This window comes from Pseudomonas sp. p99-361, from assembly GCF_003935475.1.
GTDB lineage: Bacteria > Pseudomonadota > Gammaproteobacteria > Pseudomonadales > Pseudomonadaceae > Aquipseudomonas > Aquipseudomonas juntendi.
This window is the reverse complement of the sequence record NZ_RHQO01000004.1, coordinates 16,163-40,961: the sequence shown is the minus strand read 5'-3', so window position 1 is coordinate 40,961 and position 24,799 is coordinate 16,163. Positions and strand designations below refer to the sequence as shown.

Here is a 24,799-nt window from a genome sequence, read left to right as displayed (position 1 = left end):
TGCCCGCCACCTGCTGCTGAAACTGCTGGGACAGGCCCAGGTAGCGCTCCATCAGCTGATAGGGCCGTTCCAGCGCCCGTTGCGACCACCACAGGGTAGCGGCCAGGGTGAAACACACAGTCACCAGCAACAGCGTATTGAAATTGGTCAGCCACTTCAGGCGCATAGCCGCGAACTTCCTGCGGAGGGGAGTGGGGGGTAGGCGGCTGAAGTTATGGCGATTGTGTGACCGGATGATGACGCCGAGGGCTTGGCGTCAGAAAAAAGTGGCAGAGTGCCTCTATCTGATGGCGCTATTGATTCTTCGCGGGCAGGGCGGTTTCAGCGCTCTACCCGTAATACACAGTTACGCCCGGCATGCTTGGCGCGGTACAGGGCTTCATCCGCCGCGCTGGCCATGGTCAACGCGTCCAGCCCCTCATCCATCTGCACCACCCCGGCACTGAAGGTGCACTGCAAATCCTGCGGCTGCGCCGGGTAGATTATCTCCGCGAAGCGCCGACGAATCTCGTCGAGCACCTTGTAGGCGGCCTCCAGCGCGGTATTGGGCATGACGATGGCAAATTCCTCGCCGCCGTAACGGCCAATGAAGTCGGTCTTGCGCAGGCGCTGCTTGAGGAACAGCGCCAGGCTCTTGATTACCCGGTCCCCCATGGGGTGGCCGTGGCGGTCGTTGATCTTCTTGAAGTGGTCGATGTCGAGCATGGCGAAACTCAACGGCTGCTGCTCACGGCGGGCGCGGAAGCTGCAATCCTCAAGCAATTGCAGAATATGGGTGTGGTTGTACAGCCCGGTCAGGCTGTCACGCACCATGCGTGCCTTCAGGTGCCGCGCGCGGGCCGCACGGTTGCGCACGGTGGTGATCAGGTGGCGCGAGCGAAACGGCTTGGTCAGGAAGTCATCGCCGCCTTCGCTCATGGCGTCCAGTTGCTTGTCCAGGTCGTCTTCGGCGGACAGGTAGATGATCGGCACGCTCACATATCGGTCACTGTGACGGATCACCTTGGCCAGTTCCGGGCCGGTGCAAGCCGGCATGTACAGGTCGAGAATGATCAGGTCGGGCTGAAAGTCGGCCAGCTCGGCCATGGTGCGGATCGGGTCGGTCAGGCTGCGGGTCAGCATGCCGGCGCTGGCCAGCACCCGTTCGGTGTGCAGCGCCTGGGTGCGTGAGTCGTCGATGATCAGCACTCGCAATGGGTCGTGCGGCCCGGCGTTGGTCAGCAATTCGACCTTTTCCAGCAGGCTGGATGCCTCCAGGCTGCCGGTCAGAAAGTCCTGCCCACCGGCGCGCACGGCAGCCAGGCGCGTCGGTGTGTCAGCTTCGTGGTGGCTGAAGAACAGCAGCGGAATGTTCTGCGCCAGGCCGTGTTGTACCTGGGCGGCCAGCAGCAGGCCCTGGCCGCTGCCGGTGAAGTCGACATCCATGATGATGGCCGCAGGCGGGTATTCGCCGACCGAAGCCAGAAACGCGGCAGCGTTGGGCAGCGCCTGCACCAGCAGCCCGAAGAATTCCAGTTGCTGGGCCAGGCGCTGGGCCCGCTCGTGGTCCTGCAACAGGATGTACACCGGCTTGCGCAGGGGCACCAACACCTCGTCATGGGAGTCGTCCTTGCGCAGGCCGCTACGCGACAGTTGCGGGTCGGGGCACAGCGGGCTTGGCTCGACGGCTTGGCTCATGACCTGGCTACTTGTAGGTTGGGATATGCAGGGGCAATGATGGCTCTATGCTAGCAGCTCTTTTCCCTCGCATGAGTGCCCTGTATCAACATTGCGTTCAGAACGAATATTCAGTTACCGACTGATTGGTCGCTTATGCGTAAGGCGGTGTCTGCTTTATAGTGCTGCCACGCGGGCTTGCCGTGGCACCCTGGCGCAGGCCTGTGGTCAAAGCCCCTGAACCGTCGTGACTGATTAAGGACAAAGCCATGCTGGATTGGAAAAACCGCGAGGCCAAAGCCGAGCCCCGTGAGCGTGTCGACGGCCGCGGCGCTGCCGCCCGTAGCTACCTTGGCGGCCTTTGGAGCCGAGCCCTGGGAACCCTGATCGGGTTGTATCTGCTGGTGTGCATCGGCTTGGGCTGGTACTGGAGCCAGGAACCTGCGCTGTTCCCGGTGCAGCAGAATGCCCAGGCTGCTGCCGAGCGCAATGGCCAGCAGATGGTGATTGGCTACACCACCGTGGAAACCCTCAAGACCGTGGCCGGCACCCTGCTGAACAAGCCGGGCGGTTACATTTCCAACGACCGCTTCCCGCCTGGGCTGTGGATGGACAACATGCCGAGCTGGGAGTACGGCGTGCTGGTGCAGGTGCGCGACCTGTCCCGCGCCTTGCGCAAGGACTTCGCCCGTTCGCAGTCGCAATCTACCGAAGACGCCGACCTGGCCAAGGCCGAGCCGCGCTTCAACTTCGACAACAAGAGCTGGATCCTGCCCTCGAGCGAATCGGAGTTCGAAGAGGGCATCAAGTCGCTGTCGCGCTACCAGACCCGTCTGGCTGCTGGCGACAAGGGCGCGATCTTCTATACCCGTGCCGACAACCTGAACAACTGGCTGGGTGACGTCGCCACCCGCCTGGGTTCGCTGTCGCAACGCCTGTCGGCCAGCGTTGGCCGGGTCAAGCTCAACACCACGCTGAAGACCGAGTCGGTGGTTGCCGGCCAGGCGCCGCAAGTGGACGAAGAGCTGGTGGAAACCCCATGGCTGCAGATCGACAACGTGTTCTACGAGGCCCGTGGCCAGGCCTGGGCGCTGTCGCACTTGCTGCGTGCCATCGAGGTCGACTTTGCCGATGTACTGGCGAAAAAGAATGCCACGGTCAGCGTGCGGCAGATCATTCGTGAGCTGGAAGCCTCGCAAGAGCCGCTGTGGAGCCCGATGGTGCTCAACGGCAGCGGTTTCGGCATGTGGGCCAACCACTCGCTGGTCATGGCCAACTACATTTCCCGGGCCAACGCTGCGGTCATCGACCTGCGCCAGTTGCTGTCGCAGGGTTGAGCATGGCCATCAGCGCCAACGAGGCCGCCCACCGGGCGGCTTCCGACCGTGAGCTGGTCACCTGGGTCGACGAAGCCGACCAGGTACTTGGCGCCTTGCCCCGCGCCGAGCTGCGTGAGCGCGGCCTGATCGGCCGCTGCACGTTCATTCTGCTGTTCAACAGTGCTGGTGAGTTATGTGTGCACCGGCGTACCTTGAGCAAGGCGCTGTACCCAGGGTACTGGGATGTGGCGGCGGGTGGCATGGTCACGGCCGGCGAAGGGTATGCCGAGTCGGCGGCGCGTGAACTGGCCGAGGAGCTGGGCATTGAAGGCGCGGCGCTGCGGTTTCATGAGCGGTTCTACTTTGACCAGCCCGATAACCGTTTGTGGTGTGCGGTGTATTCGGCGGTGTCGGATGCGCCGCTGCGGTTGCAGCCGGAAGAGGTGATCGAGGCGCGGTTCATTGGCCTGGCGCAGGCCGAGGAAGAAAGCCTGATGAAGCCGTATTGCCCGGATTCGCTGGCGGCGTTGCAGCGCTATAAAGCCAGCCTGGGATGACGTGGGGACCGCTTTGCGGTCCTTTCGCGACGCAAGGCCGCTCCCACATCGATCGGCGTATGCAGGACCTTGTGGGAACGGCCTTGCGTCGCGACAGGGCTGCAAAGCAGCCCCAGTTCCCGGGTAGTCGCAAAACATTCGCAAAATGCCGCAATCCTGTACTTAGCAATCGCCGCATTTATCGTTACACTGCGCGCCCTTTTCGGGCTGCCGCATGTCTTGCAGCAGTAGCGCCGCCCCTGCCAGAGTGGGGCTTCGCGGTCGGCCTCATCCCCAAGGTACGACCAGTTTTTGTCCTCTGCACCGAGGAACAAAAGTGGCCAAGAAAGCTTCTTCCTTCGCCGCCCTTGGCGGTCTCGTTTACTCCACCGACGCCGGTCGGCATTGCCCCGACTGTGGCCAGCCGGTGGATGCCTGTACCTGCAAGCAGCAGGTCATCCCCGAAGGCGATGGCATTGCCCGTGTGCGCCGTGAAAGCAAAGGCCGCGGCGGCAAGACCGTGACCACCGTCACCGGTGTGCCGTTGCCGCCCGATCAGCTCAAGGAGCTGGCCACCACCCTGAAGCGCCGTTGCGGTACCGGTGGCGCGTTGAAGGATGGGGTCATCGAAATCCAGGGCGAGCATGTCGAGCTGCTGATCGCCGAGCTGATCAAGCAGGGCTTCAAGGCGAAAAAGTCCGGCGGCTGAGCCGGCGCGCATTTTTGCCCAGTGCTTTCTAAACTCGTTGCCGTGGCCAGGGTCTACCCTGGGGCACGGACGAATCGTCATTTTCGGCTTTTACACTGCGCCCGCCAGCATGCAGGGCAGTGTCTTCGACTTATCTATAGGGGACTTGAATGTCCGTACGACGCACACGCAAAGACGATGGTAGCCAATGGACCGTGGCCGATAGCCGCAGTGTTTATGGCATCCGCCATTGGGGCGCTGGTTATTTCGCCATCAATGAGGCCGGGCGCGTCGAAGTGCGCCCCAACGGCCCGAACAGCGCGCCGATCGACCTGTTCGAACAGGTCGACGAACTGCGCCAGAGCGGCTTGTCGTTGCCCTTGCTGGTGCGCTTCCCCGACATTCTGCAGGACCGCGTTCGCCAGCTGACCGGCGCTTTCGACGCCAATATCGCGCGCCTGGAGTACCAGAGCCAGTACACCGCGCTGTACCCGATCAAGGTCAACCAGCAGGAAGCGGTGGTGGAGAACATCATCGCCACGCAGAACGTGTCGATCGGCCTGGAGGCCGGCTCCAAGCCCGAACTGCTGGCGGTGCTGGCGCTGGCGCCGAAAGGCGGCACCATTGTCTGCAACGGCTACAAGGACCGTGAATTCATCCGCCTGGCGCTGATGGGCCAGAAGCTCGGCCACAATGTGTTCATCGTCATCGAGAAAGAGTCGGAAGTGGCCCTGGTGATCGAAGAGGCCGCCGAGCTCAAGGTCAAACCCCAGGTTGGCCTGCGCGTACGCCTGTCTTCGCTGGCTTCGAGCAAGTGGGCCGACACCGGGGGGGAAAAGTCCAAGTTCGGGTTGTCGGCCGCGCAGTTGCTGTCTGTTGTCCAGCGTTTCCGCGATGCCGGGTTGGACCAGGGTATCCGCCTGCTGCACTTCCACATGGGGTCGCAGATCGCCAACCTGGCCGACTACCAGCACGGCTTCAAGGAAGCCATCCGTTACTACGGTGAGTTGCGTGCGCTGGGCCTGCCGGTGGACCACATCGATGTGGGTGGCGGCCTGGGTGTGGATTACGACGGTACCCACTCGCGCAATGCCAGTTCGATCAACTACGACATGGACGACTACGCCGGCGTGGTGGTGGGCATGCTCAAGGAGTTCTGCGATGCGCAGGGCCTGCCGCACCCGCACATCTTCTCCGAGAGCGGCCGTTCGCTGACCGCGCACCACGCCATGCTGGTGATCCAGGTGACCGACGTCGAGAAGCACAACGACCAGGTTCCGACCATCGAGAACAAGGAAGCCTTGCCCGAGACCGTGCAGTGGCTGGTCGACCTGCTTGGCCCGACCGACATCGAGATGGTGACCGAAACCTACTGGCGTGCCACCCACTACATGGGTGACGTGGCTGCGCAGTATGCCGATGGCAAGCTCACCCTGAGCGAGAAGGCCCTGGCCGAGCAGTGCTACTTTGCGGTCTGCCGCCGCCTGCACAACTCGTTGAAGGCGCGCCAGCGCTCGCACCGTCAGGTACTGGACGAACTGAACGACAAGCTGGCCGACAAGTACATCTGCAACTTCTCGGTGTTCCAGAGCCTGCCCGACACCTGGGCCATTGGCCAGGTACTGCCGATCATCCCGCTGCACCGCCTGGACGAAGAGCCCCTGCGGCGTGCGGTATTGCAGGACCTGACCTGCGACTCCGACGGCAAGATCAACCAGTACGTCGACGAGCAGAGCATCGAGACCAGCATGCCGGTGCATGCGGTGCAGGAGGGCGAGGATTACCTGTTGGGCGTGTTCCTGGTCGGTGCGTACCAGGAAATTCTGGGTGACATGCACAACCTGTTTGGTGACACCGACTCGGTGAACATCTACCAGAACGCCGATGGCAGCGTGTACCACGCCGGCATCGAAACCCACGACACCATCGAGGACATGCTGCGCTACGTGCACCTGTCGCCCGAAGAGTTGATGACCCACTACCGCGACAAGGTTGCCAGCGCCAAGATCACGGCCCGTGAGCGCACGCAGTATCTGGATGCCTTGCGGCTTGGTTTGACCCGGTCGTCGTACCTGTCGTCGTGAATGCCGGGGCCGCCCCGCAAAAACGGCATGGATTGCGTGTTTTTGTGGGAGCGGCCTTGCGTCGCGATTTGAGGGCGCAGCCCTCACCGGCGTCATACCTGGTAAAAATCCTGTCCTCGCCCGCCGCACCAGCGCCGCTACCTTTGATAGCAATGTTCAAAGGAGGACGACATGGAAGGTCCAAGCTCCCATCGTTTACGCAGTGGCCGAGTGTCCGAGCCCGGGCGCCTCTATCTGCTCACTACCACTACTCTAAATCGAACGCCATTGTTCAAAGACTTCCGATACGCCAGAACGGTTATCCAGCACCTGCGGCTCAGCGAAGAGAGCAGGGTGTGTCGGTCGCTGGCTTGGGTGTTGATGCCGGACCATCTTCACTGGCTTATCGAGTTGGGACCGTCGAGCCTGGGTAGGCTGATGTGCGAGTTCAAGTCCAGAAGCAGCTGTGCCCTGTTCAAGGTCGGTGCTCAAAGACGGCATATCTGGCAAACCGGCTTTCATGATCGGGCGCTACGACGCGAGGAGGATGTGCGAGCGGTTGCCCGCTATATCATCGCCAACCCCATTCGGGCTGGCCTGGTGCGGCGCGCTGGTGAGTACCCCCATTGGGATTGTGTTTGGCTGTGAGGTCGCAGGTGAGGGCTTTGCCCTCATTTCGCGACGCAAGGCCGCTCCCACAGGGAACCGGGAAACCAGGCCGCGATCGCCGGCATTATCGAATCCACTCATCTCTGTGCTGCAACCGCCACCCCACCCACCCCAACGTCACCGCCCGCAACCCCATGAACCCGAGAAACGCCAACCACAAGCCATGGTTGCCAAACCCGCTCATGGCCACCGCCACCGGCAGCGCAATCAGCACCGAAACCAGCATCGCATTGCGCATCTCCCGCGCGCGGGTGGCGCCGATGAACAAACCGTCCAGCAAGTAGCTCCACACCGCAATCAATGGCAGCAACGCCAGGTAAGGCAAGTACGGGTAAGCCGCTGCGCGGACGCTGTCGATGTCGGTCTGCAGATCGATGAACAGGTGCCCACCCAGCAGGAACATCCCGGCAAACCCGAGACTGGTGATCAGTGACCAACCGCAGGCCACCACCAGCGAGCGGCGCAAGGTGAGGCGATCACCGGCACCGATGGCGTGGCCGCACAGTGCCTCCACCGCATGCGCCAGCCCATCCAGCGCATAGGCGGTCAGCAGCAGGCCATTGAGCAGCAATGCATTGGCCGCTACGGTCGCCTCGCCCAGGCGTGCGCCTTGCAGGGTGATCAGCAGGAACACCAACTGCAGCGCCAGGCTGCGCAGGAAAATGTCGCGGTTCACGGCCAGCAGCGGTCGCCAGGCCTGCCAGTGCTTCAGTGCTGCCCATGCGACCTGCCCTGGGTAGGCGCGCAGCGCCGGGCGGGTCAGGGCCAGGCCGAGCAGGGCGGCACTCCACTCGGCAATCACCGAGGCCCGCGCTGAACCCAGCACACCCCAGTCCAGGCCCAGTACGAACCACAGGTTCAGCGCGATGTTCAGCAGGTTGGTCGTCAGCAGGATCGCCAGCGGCGCGCGGGCGTTCTGCGTGCCAAGGAACCAGCCGACCAAGGCATAGCTGGCCAGCGCTGCAGGCAGCCCGAGCAGGCGGGTGTGGAAGAAGTCTTCGGTGGCTTGCTGCAACGCGTCGCTGGGTTGCATCGCATGCAGTGCCAACTGGCTGAAGGGAATGGCCAGCAGGCCAATCAACAGGGCAAAGCCGACCGCCAGCAGCAGCCCTTGGACCAGCACCTGGCGCAACGCCGCGCCGTCGCGCCGCCCGGCGGCCTGGGCGGCGAAACCAGTGGACCCCATGCGCAGGAAGCCCATGAGGCCGACCATGAACGTGAACAACGTGGCGCCCACGGCCACTGCGCCCAACTGGTGGGCGTGGGGCAGGTGGCCGATGACGGTGCTGTCGACCAGGGCTACCAAGGGCACGGAGATGTTGGACAGGATCATCGGCGCGGCCAGCGCCCAGACCTTGTGGTGGGTGGGGCGGTGGCGCCAGTCGGCGGTCAGTGCAGTCATTGCGGTCCTTGGGAATCTGGGGCTGCTGCGCAGCCCAATCGCGACACAAGGCCGCTCCCACATCGATCGGCGTACGCAGGCCTTTGTGGGCTATTCTGAATGGGCACAGTGTAACGGCCAGGCAAGCAAACCGCGCGAACATGATTCCGGCCAGCTATAATTGCGGCCCTCAAGTACCCGCTGCCAAAGAGTTCCTACTCCATGTTCAACAAAGGATTGTTGCTGGCCTGCGCGCTGGCCTTGCTCAGTGCCTGTGACTCTTCCACGCCGGACAAGCCGGCGCCGGCCGAGAAGCCGGCAGCCACCGCGGCCGCCGAGGCCCCCGCTGCCAAACGCGAAGACCCTGCTGTGCTCGCCAAGCGCTATGCAGGCCGCGAGCTGACTGTGCTCGACGTTTCCGAAGTGCAGCTCGACGGCGCCGCGACGCTGTCGATCAGCTTCTCTGCCCCGCTGGATGCCAAGCAGGACTTCGCCACCAAAGTGCACCTGGTCGATACCGTCAAAGGCAAGCTCGATGGCGCCTGGGAGCTCTCCGACAACCAGATGGAGCTGCGCCTGCGCCACCTCGAACCCCAGCGCAAGCTGGTGCTGACCGTGGACAAAGGCCTGCTGGCGGTGAACGGCGAGCAACTGGCCAGTGAGTCGGTGACCCGCCTGGAAACCCGCGACATGCAGCCGACCATCGGCTTCGCCAGCCGCGGTTCGCTGCTGCCCACACGCCTGGCAGAGGGCCTGCCGGTGATCGCCCTGAACGTCGACAAGGTCGATGTCGAATTCTTCCGGGTCAAGCCGGAGATGCTCTCGAACTTCCTGGCCAGCTGGGGGCGCAACAGCAGCCTGTACTACTACCAGTCCAAGGAAACCCTGGACATGGCCGAACTGGTCTACAGTGGCCGCTTCGACCTGAACCCGGCACGCAACACGCGCGAGACCGTGCTGCTGCCCATCGCTGGCATCAAGCCGCTGCAGGCGCCTGGCGTGTACCTGGCGGTGATGCGTGCCTCCGGCACTTACGATTACTCACAGCCGGCCACCCTGTTCACCCTCAGCGACATTGGTGTTTCCGCGCACCGCTACCGTGACCGCCTGGACGTATTCGCCCAGGCGTTGGAAGGCGGCAAGGCCATGAGCGGCGTCAACCTCGAAATCCATGACGACAAGGGCAAGCTGCTGGCCCAGGCCGCCACCGATGGCAAGGGCCACGCCCAGTTGCCGATCACGCCCAAGGCCGACACCCTGATCGCCACCCAGGGTGTGCACACAACGCTGCTGCGCTTGAACACGGCCGCGCTGGACCTCGCCGAGTTCGACATCACCGGGCCCCAGGCCAACCCCTTGCAGTTGTTCATCTTCGGCCCGCGCGACCTGTATCGCCCAGGCGAAACGGTGCTGCTCAACGGCCTGCTGCGTGACCAGGACGGCAAGCCCGTCAAGGCCCAACCGGTGAACGTTGAAGTGCGCCGCCCGGATGAACAGGTCAGCCGCAAGTTCGTCTGGGAGGCCGATGCCAATGGCCTGTTCCAGTACCAGTTGCAGCTGGCCAGCGAGGCCCCCACCGGTCGCTGGCAGCTGTTGCTCGACCTCGGCGGTGGGCGCCAGCAGGTCTATGAATTCCTGGTTGAAGACTTCCTGCCCGAGCGCCTTGCGCTGGAGCTCAAAGGCAGCAGCCAGCCACTGTCACCGGATGAAAACGCGCGCATCCAGGTCACTGGCCGTTACCTGTACGGCGCTCCGGCGGCCGGCAACCGCCTGAGTGGCCAAGCCTACGTGCGCCCCTTGCGCGAGGCGGTGCCGGCGTTGCCGGGTTACCAGTTCGGCTCGGTCACCGAAACCGAACTGAACCAGGACCTGGAGCTGGATGAAGTCACCCTCGACCAGGCGGGCAAGGCCGTGGTCGATATCGAAAGCCGCTGGGCCGAAGCCCGCTCGCCGTTGCAGCTGACCGTGCAGGCCAGCTTGCAGGAGTCCGGCGGCCGGCCGATCACCCGGCGCCTGGAACAGCCGATCTGGCCGGGCGAGCGCCTGCCAGGCTTGCGCGGCCTGTTTGACGGTGAGGAAACCGATAGCGACGGGCCAGTGGAGTTCGAGGTACTGGTGGCCGACCACGACGGCAACAAGCTGGCGGCCAACGACCTCAAGGTGCGCCTGGTGCGTGAGCGCCGTGATTACTACTGGAACTACTCGCAAAGCGATGGCTGGAGCTATGCCTACAACGAGAAGTTCCTGACCCAGAGCGAAGAGACGGTCAGCGTCAAGGCCGGCTCCACGGCCAAGCTGAGCTTCCAGGTGGAATGGGGCCCTTACCGGGTCGAGGTGGAAGACCCGCAGACCGGCCTGGTTTCCAGCGAGCGCTTCTGGGCCGGTTACCGTGCCCAGGACAACGCCGAAGGCGGTGTCGTACGCCCCGACCAGGTCAAACTGGCGCTGGACAAGCCGGCCTATGCTGATGGCGCTTTGGCCAAAGTCACCGTGACCCCGCCGGCTGCGGGCAGCGGTTATCTGATGATCGAGTCCAGTGACGGCCCGCTGTGGTGGCAGGAAATCGACGTGCCCGCCGAGGGCAAGACGTTCGACGTGCAACTGGACAAGGCCTGGGCCCGCCACGACCTGTACATCAGTGCGCTGGTAATCCGCCCTGGTGAGCGCAAGGCCAATGCCACGCCCAAGCGTTCGGTCGGTGTGCTGCACCTGCCGCTGGACCGCGCCGGCCGCAAGCTGGCGGTGAGCCTGCAAGCCCCTGAGAAAATGCGCCCCAAACAGCCGCTGACGGTGAACGTCAAGGCCGCCAACGCCGACGGTAGTGTGCCGCGGCAAGTGCATGTGCTGGTGTCGGCAGTGGACGTAGGTATTCTCAATATCACCGACTTCAAGACCCCTGACCCGTTCGCCAGCCTGTTCGGGCGCAAGGCCTACGGTGCCGACCAGCTGGACATCTACGGCCAGTTGATCGAGGCCGGGCAAGGCCGCCTGGCCAGCCTGGCATTCGGCGGTGACGCGGCCATGGCCAAGGGGGGCAAGCGCCCCAACACCACGGTGACCATCGTCGCCCAGCAAAGCGTGCCGGTTACCCTGGATGACAACGGCCAGGGCCAGGTAACGGTCGATATCCCCGACTTCAATGGTGAACTGCGTCTGATGGCCCAAGCCTGGACCGACGACCACTTCGGCATGGCCGAAGGCAAGACGGTAGTCGCTGCGCCGCTGATCGCCGAGCTGTCGGCACCGCGTTTCCTCGCTGGCGGCGACCGCACCAACCTGGCCCTGGATTTGGCCAACTTGTCGGGCCGGGCCCAGCAGTTGCAGGTTGAAGTCAGCAGCGAAGGGCAACTGAGCCTGGCCGCCAATGCCTTGCATACCGTGGCCCTGGCCGAAGGCCAGCGCTCGACGCTGCTGATTCCAGTGCAGGCCCAGGGCGGCCTGGGGCAGGGCAAGGTCCGGGTGCGTGTCACCGGGTTGCAACTGCCCAACGAGCCAAGCACCGCCTTCGAGCGCGAGTGGGCGCTGGGCGTGCGCCCTGCCTACCCGGCGATGCTCAAGCACTACCGCGTGGCCTTGAAGGACCAACCATGGACGCTGCCCGAAGCGGACCTGGCGGCCTTCGAACCGGCGGGCCTGGAAGCCAGCCTGGCCTTGTCGAGCCGGCCACCGCTCAACCTGGCCGAGCAGATCCGCGCGCTGGAGGCGTACCCGTACGGTTGCCTGGAGCAGACCACCAGCGGCCTTTACCCGTCGCTGTATGCCGATGCCCAAAGCCTCAAACGCCTGGGCATCAAGGGTGAGCCGGCAGATGTGCGCAAGCGCAAGATCGAGATGGGCATCGAGCACCTGCTGGGCATGCAGCGCTACAACGGCAGCTTTGGCTTGTGGAGTTCGGACAGCGAGGAGGAATACTGGCTGACCGCCTATGTCACCGACTTCCTCCTGCGGGCCCGCGACCAAGGTTATGGGGTACCGGCCGAAGCGCTGAAGAAGGCCAGCGAGCGCCTGCTGCGCTACCTGCAGGAGCGCAACCTAATCGAGGTCGACTACAGCGAAAACGCCGAACATACCCGCTTCGCCGTGCAGGCCTATGCCGCACTGGTGCTCGCGCGCAGCCAGCAAGCGCCGCTGGGCGCGTTGCGTGGTTTGTTCGAGCGCCGGGCCGATGCCCGCTCTGGGCTGCCGCTGGTGCAACTGGCGGTGGCACTGGACAAGATGGGCGACAAACCGCGTGCCCAGCAAGCCCTGCAAGCCGGGCTTGGCATCAGCCGCAGCAAGGGGTGGATGGCTGACTATGGCAGCCCGCTGCGTGATCAGGCGCTGATCCTGGCGCTGCTGCAGGAAAGCAACCTGGCCACCAACCAGGTCGACCAGCGTCTGTTTGCCCTGTCGGATGAACTGGCGGCCAACCGCTGGCTGTCGACCCAGGAGCGTAATGCCTTGTTCCTCGCCGGCCGTGGCCTGCTGGGCAAGCCCGAGGGCCAGTGGCAGGCGCGCCTGGACAGTGCCGGCGAAGTGCGTGAATTGAACAACGCCGAGTCTGGCATGAAGCTGGAGGGCCCGCTGCTGGCCTCGCCGCTGAGCGTGCAGAATGAAGGCAGCGCGACGCTGTACCAGCAACTGACATTGTCTGGCTACCCGCGCCAGGCGCCTGCCGCCGGCGGTAACGGCATGCAGATCCGCCGCGAATACCTGGGCATGAATGGCCAGCCACTGGACCTGCACAACCTGCGCAGTGGCGATCTGGTCCTGGTGCACCTGGCGCTCAAGGCCCAGGACCGCGTGCCCGATGCGCTGGTAGTGGACCTGCTGCCGGCTGGCCTGGAGCTGGAGAACCAGAACCTGGCGCAAAGTGCCGCCAGCCTGGACAACGCCAGCAGTGCGGTGAAGGAATGGCGCGAATCGATGCTGAACGCCAGCGTGGTGCATCAAGAGTACCGTGACGACCGCTACGTGGCGGCGCTCAAGCTCGACGGTTATGGCACCACGCACCTGTTGTACCTGGCGCGGGCGGTGACCCCGGGCACCTACCGCGTACCGCCGCCGCAGGTTGAGTCGATGTATCGGCCGAACCTGCAGGCGGTGGGTGATGGGCAAGGCGAGATGACGGTAAAAGCCCGCTAGGCTTGTGCTGCTGTTACCGGCCTCATGCTGGCAAGCCAGGTGCTGCACCTGGCTTCGATGCCGCTGCGGTCACCGTGGCAGCCGGCTTGCTGGCGATCGGGCCGCCGTGCGGCTTCCCGGGCGGCCCCCGGGATGGCTCAGTGGATCACCCAGCTCATTACCCACAACCCTAGCACCAGCCAGATGATCCCAAGGATGATCGACGCACGCATGAATGCGCGGATGGCCGAGTACAGCAGCATCAGGCCGATGATCAGGGCCAGGATGCTGACCAGCGAGGTGTCCATGCCCAAGGTGCGCGCCAGGCCGTCGATGAAATTGCCACCGGCATTGGCCAGCAGGTTGAACAGCCCGCTCAATGCGTCGACGATGAAGCGAATCAACGATCCCAGTGCCTGGCCCAGCCACTCGAAAAAACCTTCTACATGCATAGTTGCTTCCTGATAAACGAGTCGGCGAGTTTGCCGTCCCCAAGCCTTTGGCCATCACCTGGCCAGGTCGGTTCCCGATGCCAAGCTTAGCGCGGCCACGCAGCCGTGCGGGCAGGTTGTTGCGCGCCGTGCTGCTCGGCCTGCTGTTGCTGGCTGGCCTGTTGTGGCTGGCAGACCGCATCTGGCCGCTGCCCATGCCGGGTGACGACCTGGCGCGGGTAGTGCTGGCCGAAGATGGCACACCGTTATGGCGGTTTGCCGATACTGATGGCGTATGGCGTTACCCGGTCAGCCCTGATGAGGTTTCACCGCTGTATCTGCAGGCGTTGTTGACCTACGAAGACCGCTGGTTCTATCACCACCCCGGGGTCAACCCGCTGGCGCTGGCCCGTGCTGCCTGGCTGAACCTGCGCGGTGGGCGAGTGGTGTCGGGCGGCAGCACGCTGTCGATGCAGGTGGCCCGCCTGCTCGACCCGCACGACCGCACCCTGGCTGGCAAACTGCGCCAGCTGTGGCGCACGTTGCAACTGGAATGGCACCTGTCCAAGCGCGAGATCCTGCAAATCTACCTGAACCGCGCGCCGTTCGGCGGTACCTTGCAGGGGGTGGCCGCAGCCAGTTGGGCCTACCTGGGCAAGTCGCCGCGGCACCTGACCCCGGCCGAAGCCGCGTTGCTGGCGGTGTTGCCGCAGGCACCCAGCCGCCTGCGCCCCGACCGCCACCCCGAGCGGGCACAGCGCGCACGCGACAAGGTACTGCAACGCCTGGCGGAGTATCAGGTGTGGCCGGCACGGCAAATTCGTGAAGCTGCCGAAGAACCGCTGGTGCTGGCCCCACGGCAAGAGCCAGCGCTGGCGCCATTGCTGGCGCGGCGCTTGAACAGCGCCAACAGCCCACCGCTGATCCGCACCACACTCGATGCGGCCTTGCAACGGCGCCTCGAAGACTTGCTGCTGGGCTGGCGCGCACGGCTGCCAGAGCGCACCTCTGCCGCCATTCTGGTGGTCGAAGCACAGACCATGGCCGTGCGTGCCTACCTGGGGTCGATCGACCTGACCGACGAGCGCCGCTTTGGCCATGTCGACATGGTGCGTTCGCTGCGCTCGCCCGGCTCTACGCTCAAGCCTTTCCTGTACGGCATGGCATTGGACGACGGCCTCATCCATTCCGAATCGCTGCTGCAAGATGTACCGCGCCGCTACGGCGACTACCGGCCGGGCAATTTCTCTATGGGTTTCAGCGGCCCGGTGTCGGCCAGCTCGGCGTTGGCGCTGTCGCTGAACCTGCCGGCAGTGCAACTGCTGGAAGCCTACGGCCCCAAGCGCTTTGCCGCGCAACTGCGGATGGCGGGTATGCCACTGGCACTGCCGCCTTTGGCAGAGCCCAACCTGTCGCTGATCCTGGGCGGCGCCGGCAGCCGCCTGGAAGACCTGGTTGGCGGCTACGCGGCGTTTGCCCGGGGCGGCAACAGCGCGCAGGTACGCCTGCAACCGCAGGACCCGCTGGTCGAGCGGCGGCTGTTGTCGCCGGGTGCAGCGTGGATCGTGCGGCGTATTCTCAGCGGCCAGGCACGCCCCGACCGCGACCCGCATGCCGAACTGGTGCAGCGCCCGCAACTGGCCTGGAAGACCGGCACCAGCTATGGCTTTCGCGATGCCTGGTCGATTGGCGTGGGCCCGCGCTACCTGATTGGTGTGTGGATCGGTCGCCCAGACGGTACGCCGGTCGCCGGGCAGTTTGGCCTGGCATCGGCCGCCCCCCTGATGTTGCAGGTGCACGACCTGTTGAGCAATCGCGACAGCCAGCGGGGTATCAGCGTGCCAGTTTTGCCGGTGCCCGCCAGTGTCGGCGTGGCCGCGATCTGTTGGCCGCTTGGCCAGCCCATGGCCAGGCAGGACAGTAACTGCCGGCGCCAACGGTTTGCCTGGACCTTGGACGGCACCACACCGCCAACCTTGCAGGCCGCCGACCAGCCGCTGGGCCTGGGCTTGCGCGAGACGGTGTGGGTCAACCCGCATGGCTTGCGTGTGGATGGGAGTTGCCCAGGCGCCACGGCCCGCGATATTGCCCTGTGGCCGGCACCGCTGGAGCCTTGGCTACCGCGGATGGAGCGGCGTGCCGCACGGTTGCCGGCCATCGACCCAAACTGCCCGCCACAGGTACCGGCCAGCGCACCACCGCTGTCGATCGTGGGGGTGCGCCCGGGCGACAATCTGCGCCGGCCGGCCACCAGCAGCGAGCCTTTGCAGTTGCATGTTTCGGCCCTGGGTGGCGGCGGCCGGCGTTGGTGGTTCCTCAATGGCCAGCCGCTGGGGGAGACCCAGGGGCAGGACAGCCTGCTGCTGCGTTTGCCCCAGGTTGGCCAGGCCGAACTCAGCGCCCTGGATGAAAGCGGTGAGACTGCCCGGGTGGCGTTTCAGGTCAGTGAGTAGGTGCCCGACGGCAATGTGGGGCGGTAATACGCCCCGGGTACAGCAGGCCGCCGGTCAGTGGGTAGTGAAGCGTTGATGCACTGGCGATGAGCTGGGCGTCAGCGCCAGCGCCAATTGGGTACGGTTATGCATATGTGTCAACCGCAGCACCTGCGACACGTACAGTTTGACGGTGTTCTCGGTGATCCCCAGTTCACAGGCAATCTGGTAATTGGTCTTGCCCTTGCTCACCAGCCGCGCGACCTCCAACTGGCGGGGCGACAGTTTCTCGAACGCTGCGGGTAGCTCGCTCTCGCTTTCTTCAGCATCCGTGGCACGCCGATGGGCGCCTTGGCCGCGGGCTTTCTCCAGCTCCTGATACAGCTCGTCCACAGACTCGGCCAACTCTTGCAAACGCTGGTTCAAGCCGCCCAGGTTGCGGAGGTTGCGCTGGCGCTCGAGCAAGGCCTGCTCCTGCTGGCGCACACCTTCGAGCAGTTCCTCAAGGTCCATGGGTTTCTGGTAATAGTCGGCAAAACCTGCGCGCAGGGCGCGGATCACGTCCTGTTTTTCCCCCCGGCCGGTCAGCATGATCGCCTCGAACATGCGTTGGCTGCCGTCGATCTCCTTCAAAGCGCGCACCAGCTCGATGCCGTCCCGTTCGGGCATTTCGAGGTCGCAGATGATGAGGCCGACTGCAGGGTCCGACGTATACCGCTCTATGGCTTCGTCGGTGGAATAGGCGGGTACGCAGGTGTAACCCGCGGTTTCAAGGTATTCACATAGCTGCTCGACAATGACCGGTTGGTCGTCGACCACCAATACCTTCACTTCACTCACTGGTCTGGACACGATCAACTCCCTGTTCGTATACGGCCCTGCTCCCGGGCCAGACGCTCTGGCAATGTAAAAAGTAGTCGCACACGGCGATTCTGTACAAACCCTGTACACATTGTCCGACCACAGGCATCGCTATTGGATCCATACGGCTGTCAGCAGAAAGCCGGTGAGCACATAGGGGACGAACGCCTGCTTGTCGCCCATTTCCTCGGTCAGGGCTTGCAGGCGCTTCTTGATCTTGGGGTTGAGCAGCAGCCATAGACGCCGACGGGCCAGCAGCCAGACCAGCACGCTGACCCCAGCGCCAATGAACGTGCCAAGCACGTATTGCGTGCCGCTGGCCAAGGCCAGGGCGCCCATCAGCTTGACATCATCGGCGCCGAAGTGGCCGTACATATAGCCGGGCAGGGTCAACAGCATGACGATGGCCAGCGCCCATCCGGCATCGCTGGCATCGGCCCCCATCCAGCTATGGCCAGTGGCGAACAGCCAGAGCAGGGCACAGCTGGCCACACCCAGGGTGAGCAGGTTGGAGATCTGGCGTTGACGCACATCCTGTTCGGAGCACAAGGCAAGCCACAGCAGCAGAACAATGCTTTGCATTGGCAGGTCGCCCTTCCTAAAAGTTGAACACTTCTACCCGGTCAGTCAGGTTTCCTTGACTGAAGATAGACCGGAACGTGCGCACGAGTAGGCCTTGCAACCGAAAAAGGCGTGGTCGGAACGGATTTTGTCGTAGCTGTCACCGGGGGCTGCGCTTGAGCCCCTGGCTGCTTTTGAAGGTTATTTCCGGCTACCCGGCGGGTAATTGCCCAGCACCTTGGCCACGGTGTTTTGAATGGCGCTGTTACGCTCTTCAGGGCCCGGTGGGTAGTTGTTCATGATCTGCTCGGCACTGCCGCGCCAGACCAGCTTGCCGTCACGGCCATCGAAAAGGTCGACCTGAATGGTGGCCACCTTGTAATCGACGCTGCGGGTTTCGTTATACATGGGGCCACCCCAGTACCCGCCCCAATAACCACCCCAGCCCCCGCCGTAATTGGTGGTGATCTGTTGCTGGCGCTGCTCGACGATCAGGTAGGTGCGTACGGTCAGGTCTGGCCGCGCGCCGCCCTGCACCGGGCGCAGGCCGCGCTGGTCGAGCTGCTCGGCCACTGCCGTACGGATGCGCTGCTCGGTCAGGTCGCTCTTGATGCGAGGGTCATCCGGGCGGTACTGCAAACCTGGCTCCTGCCATGCCCAGCTGCGGTAGGCGGCAAAGTCGCGGCTGGCATCGAAATCCTGCTGAACGTTAGTGCTCGAGCAGGCTGACAATACCAGCGCGAATGACAGTAGAACGAGACGGCGCAACATGGTGGTTCTCCGTTGGCTATTAACTGGGAGGATAGCCGCTGAGCGCCTTGTGCACAGCATCGCGCACGGCGTTTTCGCGTTCGCGTGGCGAGTCCTTGTCGCTGCCGCTTTCGGCGCTGGCGCTCCATACCGGTTGGCCGGTACGGGCGTCGTAGAGGTCGATGCGCACCACCATCACCTGCACCTCGTAGGTCCGCACCACTGGCACGCTGGCATAGCCCCCGTAGCCATGGCGGTAACCGCCATAGCCCACGCTGCCGTAGGGGTAAGGGTCATAGGTGTCGTAATCGCGCACTTGCCGCAAGCGCCTCTCCAGGCGCATGTCGGCGCTTACCAGCAAGTCGCCGGGGCCGCCCCGCGCCGGGCGCAGGCCATGCTGGTCGAGGGCACCACCAACGGCATCGGCCAGGGGCGCCGGGTCGGCCCCCGCCGAGCCACTGGGCAACCGGCCGTTACGCCAGCTCCAGCTGCGGTAGCGCCCGTAGTCCCGTGCCGGTGCCGGGTAGGCGCTGGCATCGAAGGTAGCGGCCGCCTGGGCCGGCGCCGGGGGCAACGGCCGGCTGGTGGCAACATACGGATTGGGGCTCTGGCAGCCAGCCAGGGCCAGCGGCAGCAGGGCCAGGTACAACAGACGGTATGGCATGTATTCCTCCCGGCAGGCCGCTCAGCGAGGGCGGCAAACCCAGTGCAGGTAGCGCCCGAGCCCGGCGAACCCAGGGTGGCGGCGGTACGCCAGCTCCATCTCCAGCAGGTCGAGCAGTTCGGCCTTGGCCTGGAACTCCTTGGGCATGTAGTCGTGGAACACCCGCACACCGCTTTCACTTTGCACCTGCCACAAGGGTTCAAGGTGCGCCTTGAGCTCGCGTGGATCAAGCGGTTTCTGTGGCGTCAGGCTCTGCTTTTCACCTTCCAGGCGGTTGCTGCGCAGCTTGCGGAAATGGCCTTTGAGCAAGTTGCGGTAGACCAGGGCGTCGCGGTTGTAGAACGCCAGCGACAACCAGCCACCCGTGGCGGTGAGCTGGTGCAGCACGGGCAGGATGCTCTCGGGTTCGGCCAGCCATTCCAGCACAGCGTGGCACAGCACCAGGTCGTAGGGCTCGTTCAATTGGCCGAGCAGGTCTTGCCAGGGGGCCTGGACGAAGGTGGCCGTCTGGCCGGCTTCGGCAAAACGGGCCCGGGCGCCGTCGAGCATGGGTGCAGCCGGTTCTGCCAGGGTCACCTGGTGGCCACGTTCGGCCAGCCACAAGGCCATGTGACCCAGGCCGGCGCCGATATCCAGAACACGCAACGGGCGATCAGGCAGCGCCTCGGCCAGGTCGGCCTGCAAGACGGCCAGGCGGATCGCGCCCTTGGCGCCGCCGTAGATCTTTTCCGCGAAGCGGGTGGCCAGTTCATCGAAATGACGGTCGTTCATCGAGCGAAACGCCTCTCGCTGTCGGCCAGCTTGGCCCGCACCACCTGGTCCATGTCCAGGCCCAGCTCACTGCACAACAGCAGCAGGTAGAGCACCACGTCACCGACTTCCTGCCCGGCGTGGGCCAATTTGTCGGCAGGCAGCTGGCGCGATTCGTCTTCGCTCAGCCACTGGAAAATCTCGACCAGCTCGGCCATTTCGACGCTGGCGGCCATGGCCAGGTTCTTCGGGCTGTGAAAGCCACGCCAGTCGTTGTTGTCACGGATCTGGTGCAGGCGTTGGGTAAGCTCTTGCAGGTTCATCGGGGGTCTCCAAATGCTGCATAGCTTCTGCCCTGGCCTGATGCAAAGCAAGGGGGGCGCGTTGCGGCCCAAGCCCCGGCAATGAGCCCTATAGCTGATCCCAGCGGCCGAGCATATGCAGCATGCCCCCATGCCCATCCAGCCGCAGCATCCCCGCAGGCCCCGCTTCGCTGGCACTGAGCACCACTTCGGAGGGCAACCTGACCGGCTTGCGGAAAGCCACCTCAAAGGCATAGCCGCTGTGCGGCAGGTGCCCGCGCAATGCGGCCAGTGCCATGGCCTTTGTCCACATGCCATGGGCAATAGCCGTGGGAAAGCCGAACAACCGTGCACTCACCGCACTCAGGTGGATAGGGTTGTAGTCCCCGCACACCTTGGCATAACACCGGCCGATGTCACTGTCGGCATACCAGCGGGTGGCCTCGGGCAAGCAAGGCGGTTCGTCGTCGGCACGCCCGCCGGCCTGGCCATCCAGCTTCAGCCCACGTACCAGCATGCGGCTGGTTTCACGCCAGAGCACGCCGATGCCATCTTCGGCTTCGGTCACCAGGTCGAAGGTGCCACCTTTGTCATGCGCCTGCAGGTTGTGCGCATACACCGCAAAGCGCAGCCCTTCGATAGCGCCCAGTGGCCGCAGCACTTCGATGCGATTTTGCAGGTGCACCAGCCCCAGCAGCGGGAAGGGAAAGTCACGGGCGGTCATCAGCTGCAATTGCAGCGCAAAAGCCATGACGTGTGGATAAGTAGCCGGCAGGCGGCCATCGTCGGGGAAGTGGCAAAGCCGCCGATAGGCGTCCAGGTTGGCCGGCTCAACCTGGATGAAGCAGCGCAGGCCATCGTCGGGCAGGTGCTCACCGCTGATCGTGCGCTTGCTGGCGGCACGCAGGTACAGGCTGGGGCGGGCAGCCGGGCTATGCAGGTCGTGCCATTGTCGGCTCATGGTCAGGCCCCCATCAGTGCCTGGCCGCAAACACGCAGCACCTGGCCGTTGACCGCCCCCGAGCCCGGCTGGCTTAGCCAGGCAATGGCCTCGGCCACGTCCTGCGGGCGACCGCCCTGGCCCAGCGAACTCAAGCGTCGCCCGGCTTCGCGCAGGCCCATGGGCATGGTTGCGGTCATGTGGGTTTCGATGAAGCCGGGGGCTACGGCGTTGATGCTCGCGCCCCGCTCGGCGAGCCTCGGCGCCCAGGCCTGGGCCAGGCCGATCAGCCCGGCCTTGCTGGCGGCATAGTTGGCCTGGCCGCGGTTGCCGGCAATGCCGCTGACCGAGGCTAACAAGGTTATGCGCGCATGTTCACCCAACGCGCCACCGTCAAACAGCGCCTGGGTCAGCACCTGTGGTGCCTTCAGGTTGACCGCGAGCACGGCGTCCCAATAGTCCGGGGTCATGTTGGCCAGGGTCTTGTCGCGCGTGATGCCAGCATTGTGCACAACGATGTCTATGGCGTCGGGCAGGGCAGCCAGCAGTTGTGAGGCGGCATCGCTGGCGCAGATGTCCAGCGCCAGGGCCTTGCCGCCAAGCCGGGCAGCGAGTGCATCGAGTTCGCGGCTGGCCTGTGGCACATCCAGCAGCAGAACGTCGGCACCGTCACGTGCCAAGGTTTGCGCAATGGCCGCACCGATACCGCGCGCGGCGCCGGTAACCAGTGCACGGCGGCCAGCCAACGGGCGGGTCCAGTCCTCGACCTGGCTGGCGCAGGCTCCAAGGCGCAGCACCTGGCCGGAGATGAACGCGCTCTTGGGCGAGAGGAAGAAGCGCAAGGCACCTTCCAGTTGGTCTTCAGCGCCGGGGCCGACGTACAGCAACTGAGCGGTTGCGCCATTGCGCAGTTCCTTGGCCAGCGAGCGGCTGAAGCCCTCCAGGGCGCGCTGGGCGATACTGGCCTGCGGGTTGTCGAGGCTTTCCGGTGGCCGGCCCAGCAGCGCGACGTGGGCGCACGGGCCCAGGCTGCGCAGCAGCGGCTGGAAAAATTCGCGCAACTGCTTCAGCTCATCGCTGTCGGACAAGTCACTGGCGTCGAACACCACGGCTTTGATTTTTGGCCCCAGGCCAGCGACCCAAGGCTCGCCCTGCAGGTGGTCGGCATTGAAACGGTATATGTTATCGGTAAGGCGCGCGGCGAATGCTTCGACCTGGCCTGCCAGGGGGCCGCCGCCCAGCACCAGCGCCCCCTCCACCGGGCGCAGGCGGCCAGCCTGCCAGCGCTCCAGAGGCGCAGGGCGTGGTAGGCCCAGGGCATCCACCAGGCGGCGGCCAAGGTTGGAGTTGGCAAAACCGAGGTAGCGATCGCTCATGAGTAGGTCTCCGCAAAGGCAAGCTTGAAAGTGTGGACCAAGTTTGTGGCATGGTCGTTCGACCAGGGTAAGAACACCCAGGCAGTACGGTTCAATTTGTTTCAGGAGGAACAGGCATATGCGTTCACTTCGCCGGGTCGCGATCTTGGGCGGCAACCGAATTCCCTTTGCCCGCTCCAATGGGGCCTACGCCACCGCCAGCAATCAGGCGATGCTGACCGCGGCCCTCGAAGGGCTGATCGAGCGCTATCGCCTGCATGGGCTGCGCTTGGGTGAGGTGGTCGCTGGCGCGGTGCTCAAGCAGTCCCGCGACATGAACCTGACCCGCGAATGTGTGCTGGGTTCGCGGCTTTCGCCGCAAACCCCTGCCTACGACCTGCAGCAAGCTTGCGGCACCGGCCTGGAGGCGGCGCTGCTGGTGGCCAACAAGATTGCGCTGGGGCAGATCGACAGCGGCATTGCCGGTGGCGTGGACACCACGTCGGATGCGCCGGTTGCGGTCAACGAAGGCCTGCGTCATATCCTGCTGCAGGCCAACCGTGGCAAAAACCTGGGCGAACGGCTCAAGCCTTTTCTGCAGTTGCGCCCGCACCATCTGCGCCCTGAGTTGCCACGCAACGGCGAGCCGCGCACCGGGTTGTCGATGGGCGAGCATTGCGAACGCATGGCCCAGGCCTGGAAGATTGACCGTGCCGCCCAGGACGAGTTGGCGTTGCTCAGCCACCAGCGGCTGGCGGCTGCCTATGCCGAAGGTTGGCACGATGACCTGCTGACACCATTTCTGTCGCTGATGCGCGACAACAACCTGCGCGCGGACCTGACACTGGAGCAGTTGGCCAAGCTCAAGCCGGCCTTCGACCGCAGTGGCCAGGGTACGTTGACGGCAGGCAATTCCACGCCCTTGACCGATGGTGCGTCGCTGGTGCTGCTGGCCAGTGAAGAGTGGGCCGCGCAACAGGGGTTACCGGTGCTGGCCTACCTGGTCGATGGTGAAACCGCAGCAGTGGACTTCGTCACTGGCCGCGAGGGGCTGCTGATGGCACCGGCGTATGCAGTGCCACGCTTGCTGGCCCGCAACGGCCTGACCTTGCAGGACTTTGACTACTACGAAATCCACGAAGCCTTTGCGGCCCAGGTGTTGTGTACGCTCAAGGCCTGGGAAGACGCTGGGTACTGCCGTGAGCGGCTGGGGCTGGATGCGCCGTTGGGGGCCATCGACCGCAGCAAGCTCAACGTCAAGGGCAGTTCGCTGGCTGCGGGGCACCCGTTTGCTGCGACCGGCGGGCGAATACTGGCCAACCTGGCGAAATTGCTGGCAACGGCAGGGAAGGGGCGCGGCTTGATCTCCATTTGTGCGGCGGGCGGGCAAGGGGTCACGGTCATCGTCGAGCGGTGAAGAACCGCCGTCTGTTTGGCAGGCATGCCCGCGAAGCGGGCGGCAGATATCCCGCAGGCGCCGACCGTAACTGTTAGGCTTGTCTGGTCAGCACTAACAGAAGCCGCCATGCCGATCATCGGACAGCCCCGTCCCATTCCTGAACTCAAGCAGTTGCCCAGGCCACTGTACGCACGTGCCGAAAGCCTGGGCGCCGGTTCCTGGACCACACGCCACCAGCACGACTGGGTACAGTTTTCCTACGCTATCAGCGGCGTGCTCGGTGTTTATACCGACGCAGGCAGCTACTTTGCGCCACCGCAGTGGGGGGTGTGGATCCCGGCTGACGCCGAGCATGCGGTGGTGACCTCGATGCAGGCCGAAATGCGCAGCCTGTATGTACGCCGGGACGCCTGCCCCTGGGCTGCCCCGCAGTGTCGGGTATTGGAGGTGACGCCGCTGGCGCGTGAGTTGATCAAGCAGTTCTGCCTGTACCCAGCCGATTACCCTGAGGGCGATAGTGCGCAGGCGCGGCTGGTGGCGGTGCTGCTCGACCAGTTACGAACCCTGCCGGAAGTCGGCTTTTCCTTGCCGTTGCCGCGCCACCCAGGTTTGCTGGCGCTGTGCAATGGCTTGATCGCAGCGCCGGACCAGGCGCAGACCTTGCAGCAATGGGCGCGGCAACTGGGGTGTTCCGAAAAAACGCTGATGCGCCTGTTCCAGCGTGAAACCGGCTTGAGCTTTCGCAACTGGCGCCAGCGCATGCGCTTGCTGTCGTCGCTGGCCTTGCTGGAGGCGGGGGAGAGCGTGACCGAGGCGGCGCTGGGTTGTGGGTATGATTCCACTTCCGCGTACATTGCGGCGTTCAAGCAGCTGTTTGGGGCAACGCCGGGGGAGTTGAGGCTCTGACCAGGGGTTGCCGGTGCTGGCCTATGTGTAGCT

20 protein-coding genes are annotated in these 24,799 nt (G+C 64.5%); 9 read left to right on the top strand and 11 right to left on the bottom strand.

Annotated elements, in window-relative coordinates; all coding sequences use genetic code 11:
• Window positions 1–321: 321 nt before the first annotated feature.
• Window positions 322–1,677, bottom strand: coding sequence for a diguanylate cyclase (locus EGJ22_RS03155; protein WP_029885911.1), 1,356 nt, complete (start codon window positions 1,675–1,677; stop codon window positions 322–324).
• Between the two features lie 248 nt (window positions 1,678–1,925).
• Between EGJ22_RS03155 and EGJ22_RS03150 the strand changes: the two genes are divergently transcribed.
• From EGJ22_RS03150 to EGJ22_RS03130, 5 genes are all read left to right on the top strand, one after another.
• On the top strand, window positions 1,926–2,993 hold the full coding sequence (locus EGJ22_RS03150; protein WP_009685766.1) for a DUF2333 family protein: 1,068 nt from the start codon (window positions 1,926–1,928) through the stop codon (window positions 2,991–2,993).
• Window positions 2,994–2,995: 2 nt separating this feature from the next.
• Complete coding sequence (locus EGJ22_RS03145) at window positions 2,996–3,532, top strand: NUDIX hydrolase (RefSeq protein WP_009685767.1); 537 nt, start codon at window positions 2,996–2,998, stop codon at window positions 3,530–3,532.
• 316 nt (window positions 3,533–3,848) lie between these two features.
• Complete coding sequence (locus tag EGJ22_RS03140; protein WP_029885909.1) at window positions 3,849–4,220, top strand: translation initiation factor Sui1; 372 nt, start codon at window positions 3,849–3,851, stop codon at window positions 4,218–4,220.
• Between the two features lie 149 nt (window positions 4,221–4,369).
• Window positions 4,370–6,283, top strand: a complete 1,914-nt coding sequence (gene speA, locus EGJ22_RS03135; protein ID WP_029885908.1) for an arginine decarboxylase — start codon at window positions 4,370–4,372, stop codon at window positions 6,281–6,283.
• Window positions 6,284–6,454: 171 nt separating this feature from the next.
• A complete protein-coding gene (locus EGJ22_RS03130; protein ID WP_029885907.1) occupies window positions 6,455–6,910 on the top strand; it encodes a transposase in 456 nt (151 codons plus the stop codon).
• Window positions 6,911–6,995: 85 nt separating this feature from the next.
• On the opposite strand, the gene EGJ22_RS03125 is transcribed toward EGJ22_RS03130, so the two are convergent.
• Window positions 6,996–8,333, bottom strand: a complete 1,338-nt coding sequence (locus tag EGJ22_RS03125) for an MATE family efflux transporter (RefSeq protein WP_029885906.1) — start codon at window positions 8,331–8,333, stop codon at window positions 6,996–6,998.
• A 201-nt stretch (window positions 8,334–8,534) separates the two neighbouring features.
• On the opposite strand from EGJ22_RS03125, the gene EGJ22_RS03120 reads away from it, so the two are divergent.
• Entirely contained in the window at window positions 8,535–13,436 is a 4,902-nt protein-coding gene (locus EGJ22_RS03120) for an alpha-2-macroglobulin (RefSeq protein WP_125920118.1), read from the top strand.
• A 137-nt stretch (window positions 13,437–13,573) separates the two neighbouring features.
• Here the strand turns inward: EGJ22_RS03120 and EGJ22_RS03115 are convergent, their stop codons facing one another.
• Window positions 13,574–13,867 (bottom strand): hypothetical protein, encoded by a 294-nt coding sequence (locus tag EGJ22_RS03115; RefSeq protein ID WP_009685776.1) that lies wholly within the window; start codon window positions 13,865–13,867, stop codon window positions 13,574–13,576.
• A gap of 77 nt (window positions 13,868–13,944) precedes the next feature.
• On the opposite strand from EGJ22_RS03115, the gene pbpC reads away from it, so the two are divergent.
• Window positions 13,945–16,299 (top strand): peptidoglycan glycosyltransferase PbpC, encoded by a 2,355-nt coding sequence (gene pbpC / locus EGJ22_RS03110; protein WP_029885904.1) that lies wholly within the window; start codon window positions 13,945–13,947, stop codon window positions 16,297–16,299.
• Window positions 16,300–16,353: 54 nt separating this feature from the next.
• On the opposite strand, the gene EGJ22_RS03105 is transcribed toward pbpC, so the two are convergent.
• From EGJ22_RS03105 to EGJ22_RS03070, 8 genes are all read right to left on the bottom strand, one after another.
• Window positions 16,354–17,130 carry a response regulator transcription factor gene (locus EGJ22_RS03105; protein ID WP_029885903.1) on the bottom strand — a complete coding sequence of 259 codons (777 nt, stop codon included), beginning with the start codon at window positions 17,128–17,130 and terminating at the stop codon, window positions 16,354–16,356.
• A gap of 120 nt (window positions 17,131–17,250) precedes the next feature.
• Window positions 17,251–17,721, bottom strand: a complete 471-nt coding sequence (locus tag EGJ22_RS03100) for a prepilin peptidase (protein WP_009685779.1) — start codon at window positions 17,719–17,721, stop codon at window positions 17,251–17,253.
• A 180-nt stretch (window positions 17,722–17,901) separates the two neighbouring features.
• Window positions 17,902–18,471 (bottom strand): DUF4136 domain-containing protein, encoded by a 570-nt coding sequence (locus EGJ22_RS03095; protein WP_029885902.1) that lies wholly within the window; start codon window positions 18,469–18,471, stop codon window positions 17,902–17,904.
• A gap of 19 nt (window positions 18,472–18,490) precedes the next feature.
• Window positions 18,491–19,114: a DUF4136 domain-containing protein gene (locus tag EGJ22_RS03090; RefSeq protein WP_125920117.1), complete on the bottom strand. Its 624-nt coding sequence runs from the start codon at window positions 19,112–19,114 to the stop codon at window positions 18,491–18,493.
• A gap of 21 nt (window positions 19,115–19,135) precedes the next feature.
• Window positions 19,136–19,885, bottom strand: a complete 750-nt coding sequence (locus tag EGJ22_RS03085; protein WP_009685783.1) for a methyltransferase domain-containing protein — start codon at window positions 19,883–19,885, stop codon at window positions 19,136–19,138.
• Window positions 19,882–20,187, bottom strand: coding sequence for a MazG-like family protein (locus EGJ22_RS03080; RefSeq protein ID WP_009685784.1), 306 nt, complete (start codon window positions 20,185–20,187; stop codon window positions 19,882–19,884). The genes EGJ22_RS03085 and EGJ22_RS03080 overlap by 4 nt, the downstream gene beginning before the upstream one ends.
• A gap of 88 nt (window positions 20,188–20,275) precedes the next feature.
• On the bottom strand, window positions 20,276–21,127 hold the full coding sequence (locus EGJ22_RS03075) for a MaoC/PaaZ C-terminal domain-containing protein (RefSeq protein ID WP_029885170.1): 852 nt from the start codon (window positions 21,125–21,127) through the stop codon (window positions 20,276–20,278).
• Window positions 21,128–21,129: 2 nt separating this feature from the next.
• Window positions 21,130–22,482: a 3-oxoacyl-ACP reductase gene (locus EGJ22_RS03070; protein ID WP_029885171.1), complete on the bottom strand. Its 1,353-nt coding sequence runs from the start codon at window positions 22,480–22,482 to the stop codon at window positions 21,130–21,132.
• 118 nt (window positions 22,483–22,600) lie between these two features.
• Here EGJ22_RS03070 and EGJ22_RS03065 point away from each other — a divergent pair, with 118 nt between their 5' ends.
• The gene (locus tag EGJ22_RS03065; protein ID WP_029885172.1) at window positions 22,601–23,878 is read left to right on the top strand and encodes an acetyl-CoA C-acetyltransferase; all 1,278 of its coding nucleotides are present in this window, start codon (window positions 22,601–22,603) and stop codon (window positions 23,876–23,878) included.
• A gap of 108 nt (window positions 23,879–23,986) precedes the next feature.
• Complete coding sequence (locus EGJ22_RS03060; RefSeq protein ID WP_009685789.1) at window positions 23,987–24,766, top strand: helix-turn-helix transcriptional regulator; 780 nt, start codon at window positions 23,987–23,989, stop codon at window positions 24,764–24,766.
• Window positions 24,767–24,799: the final 33 nt, after the last annotated feature.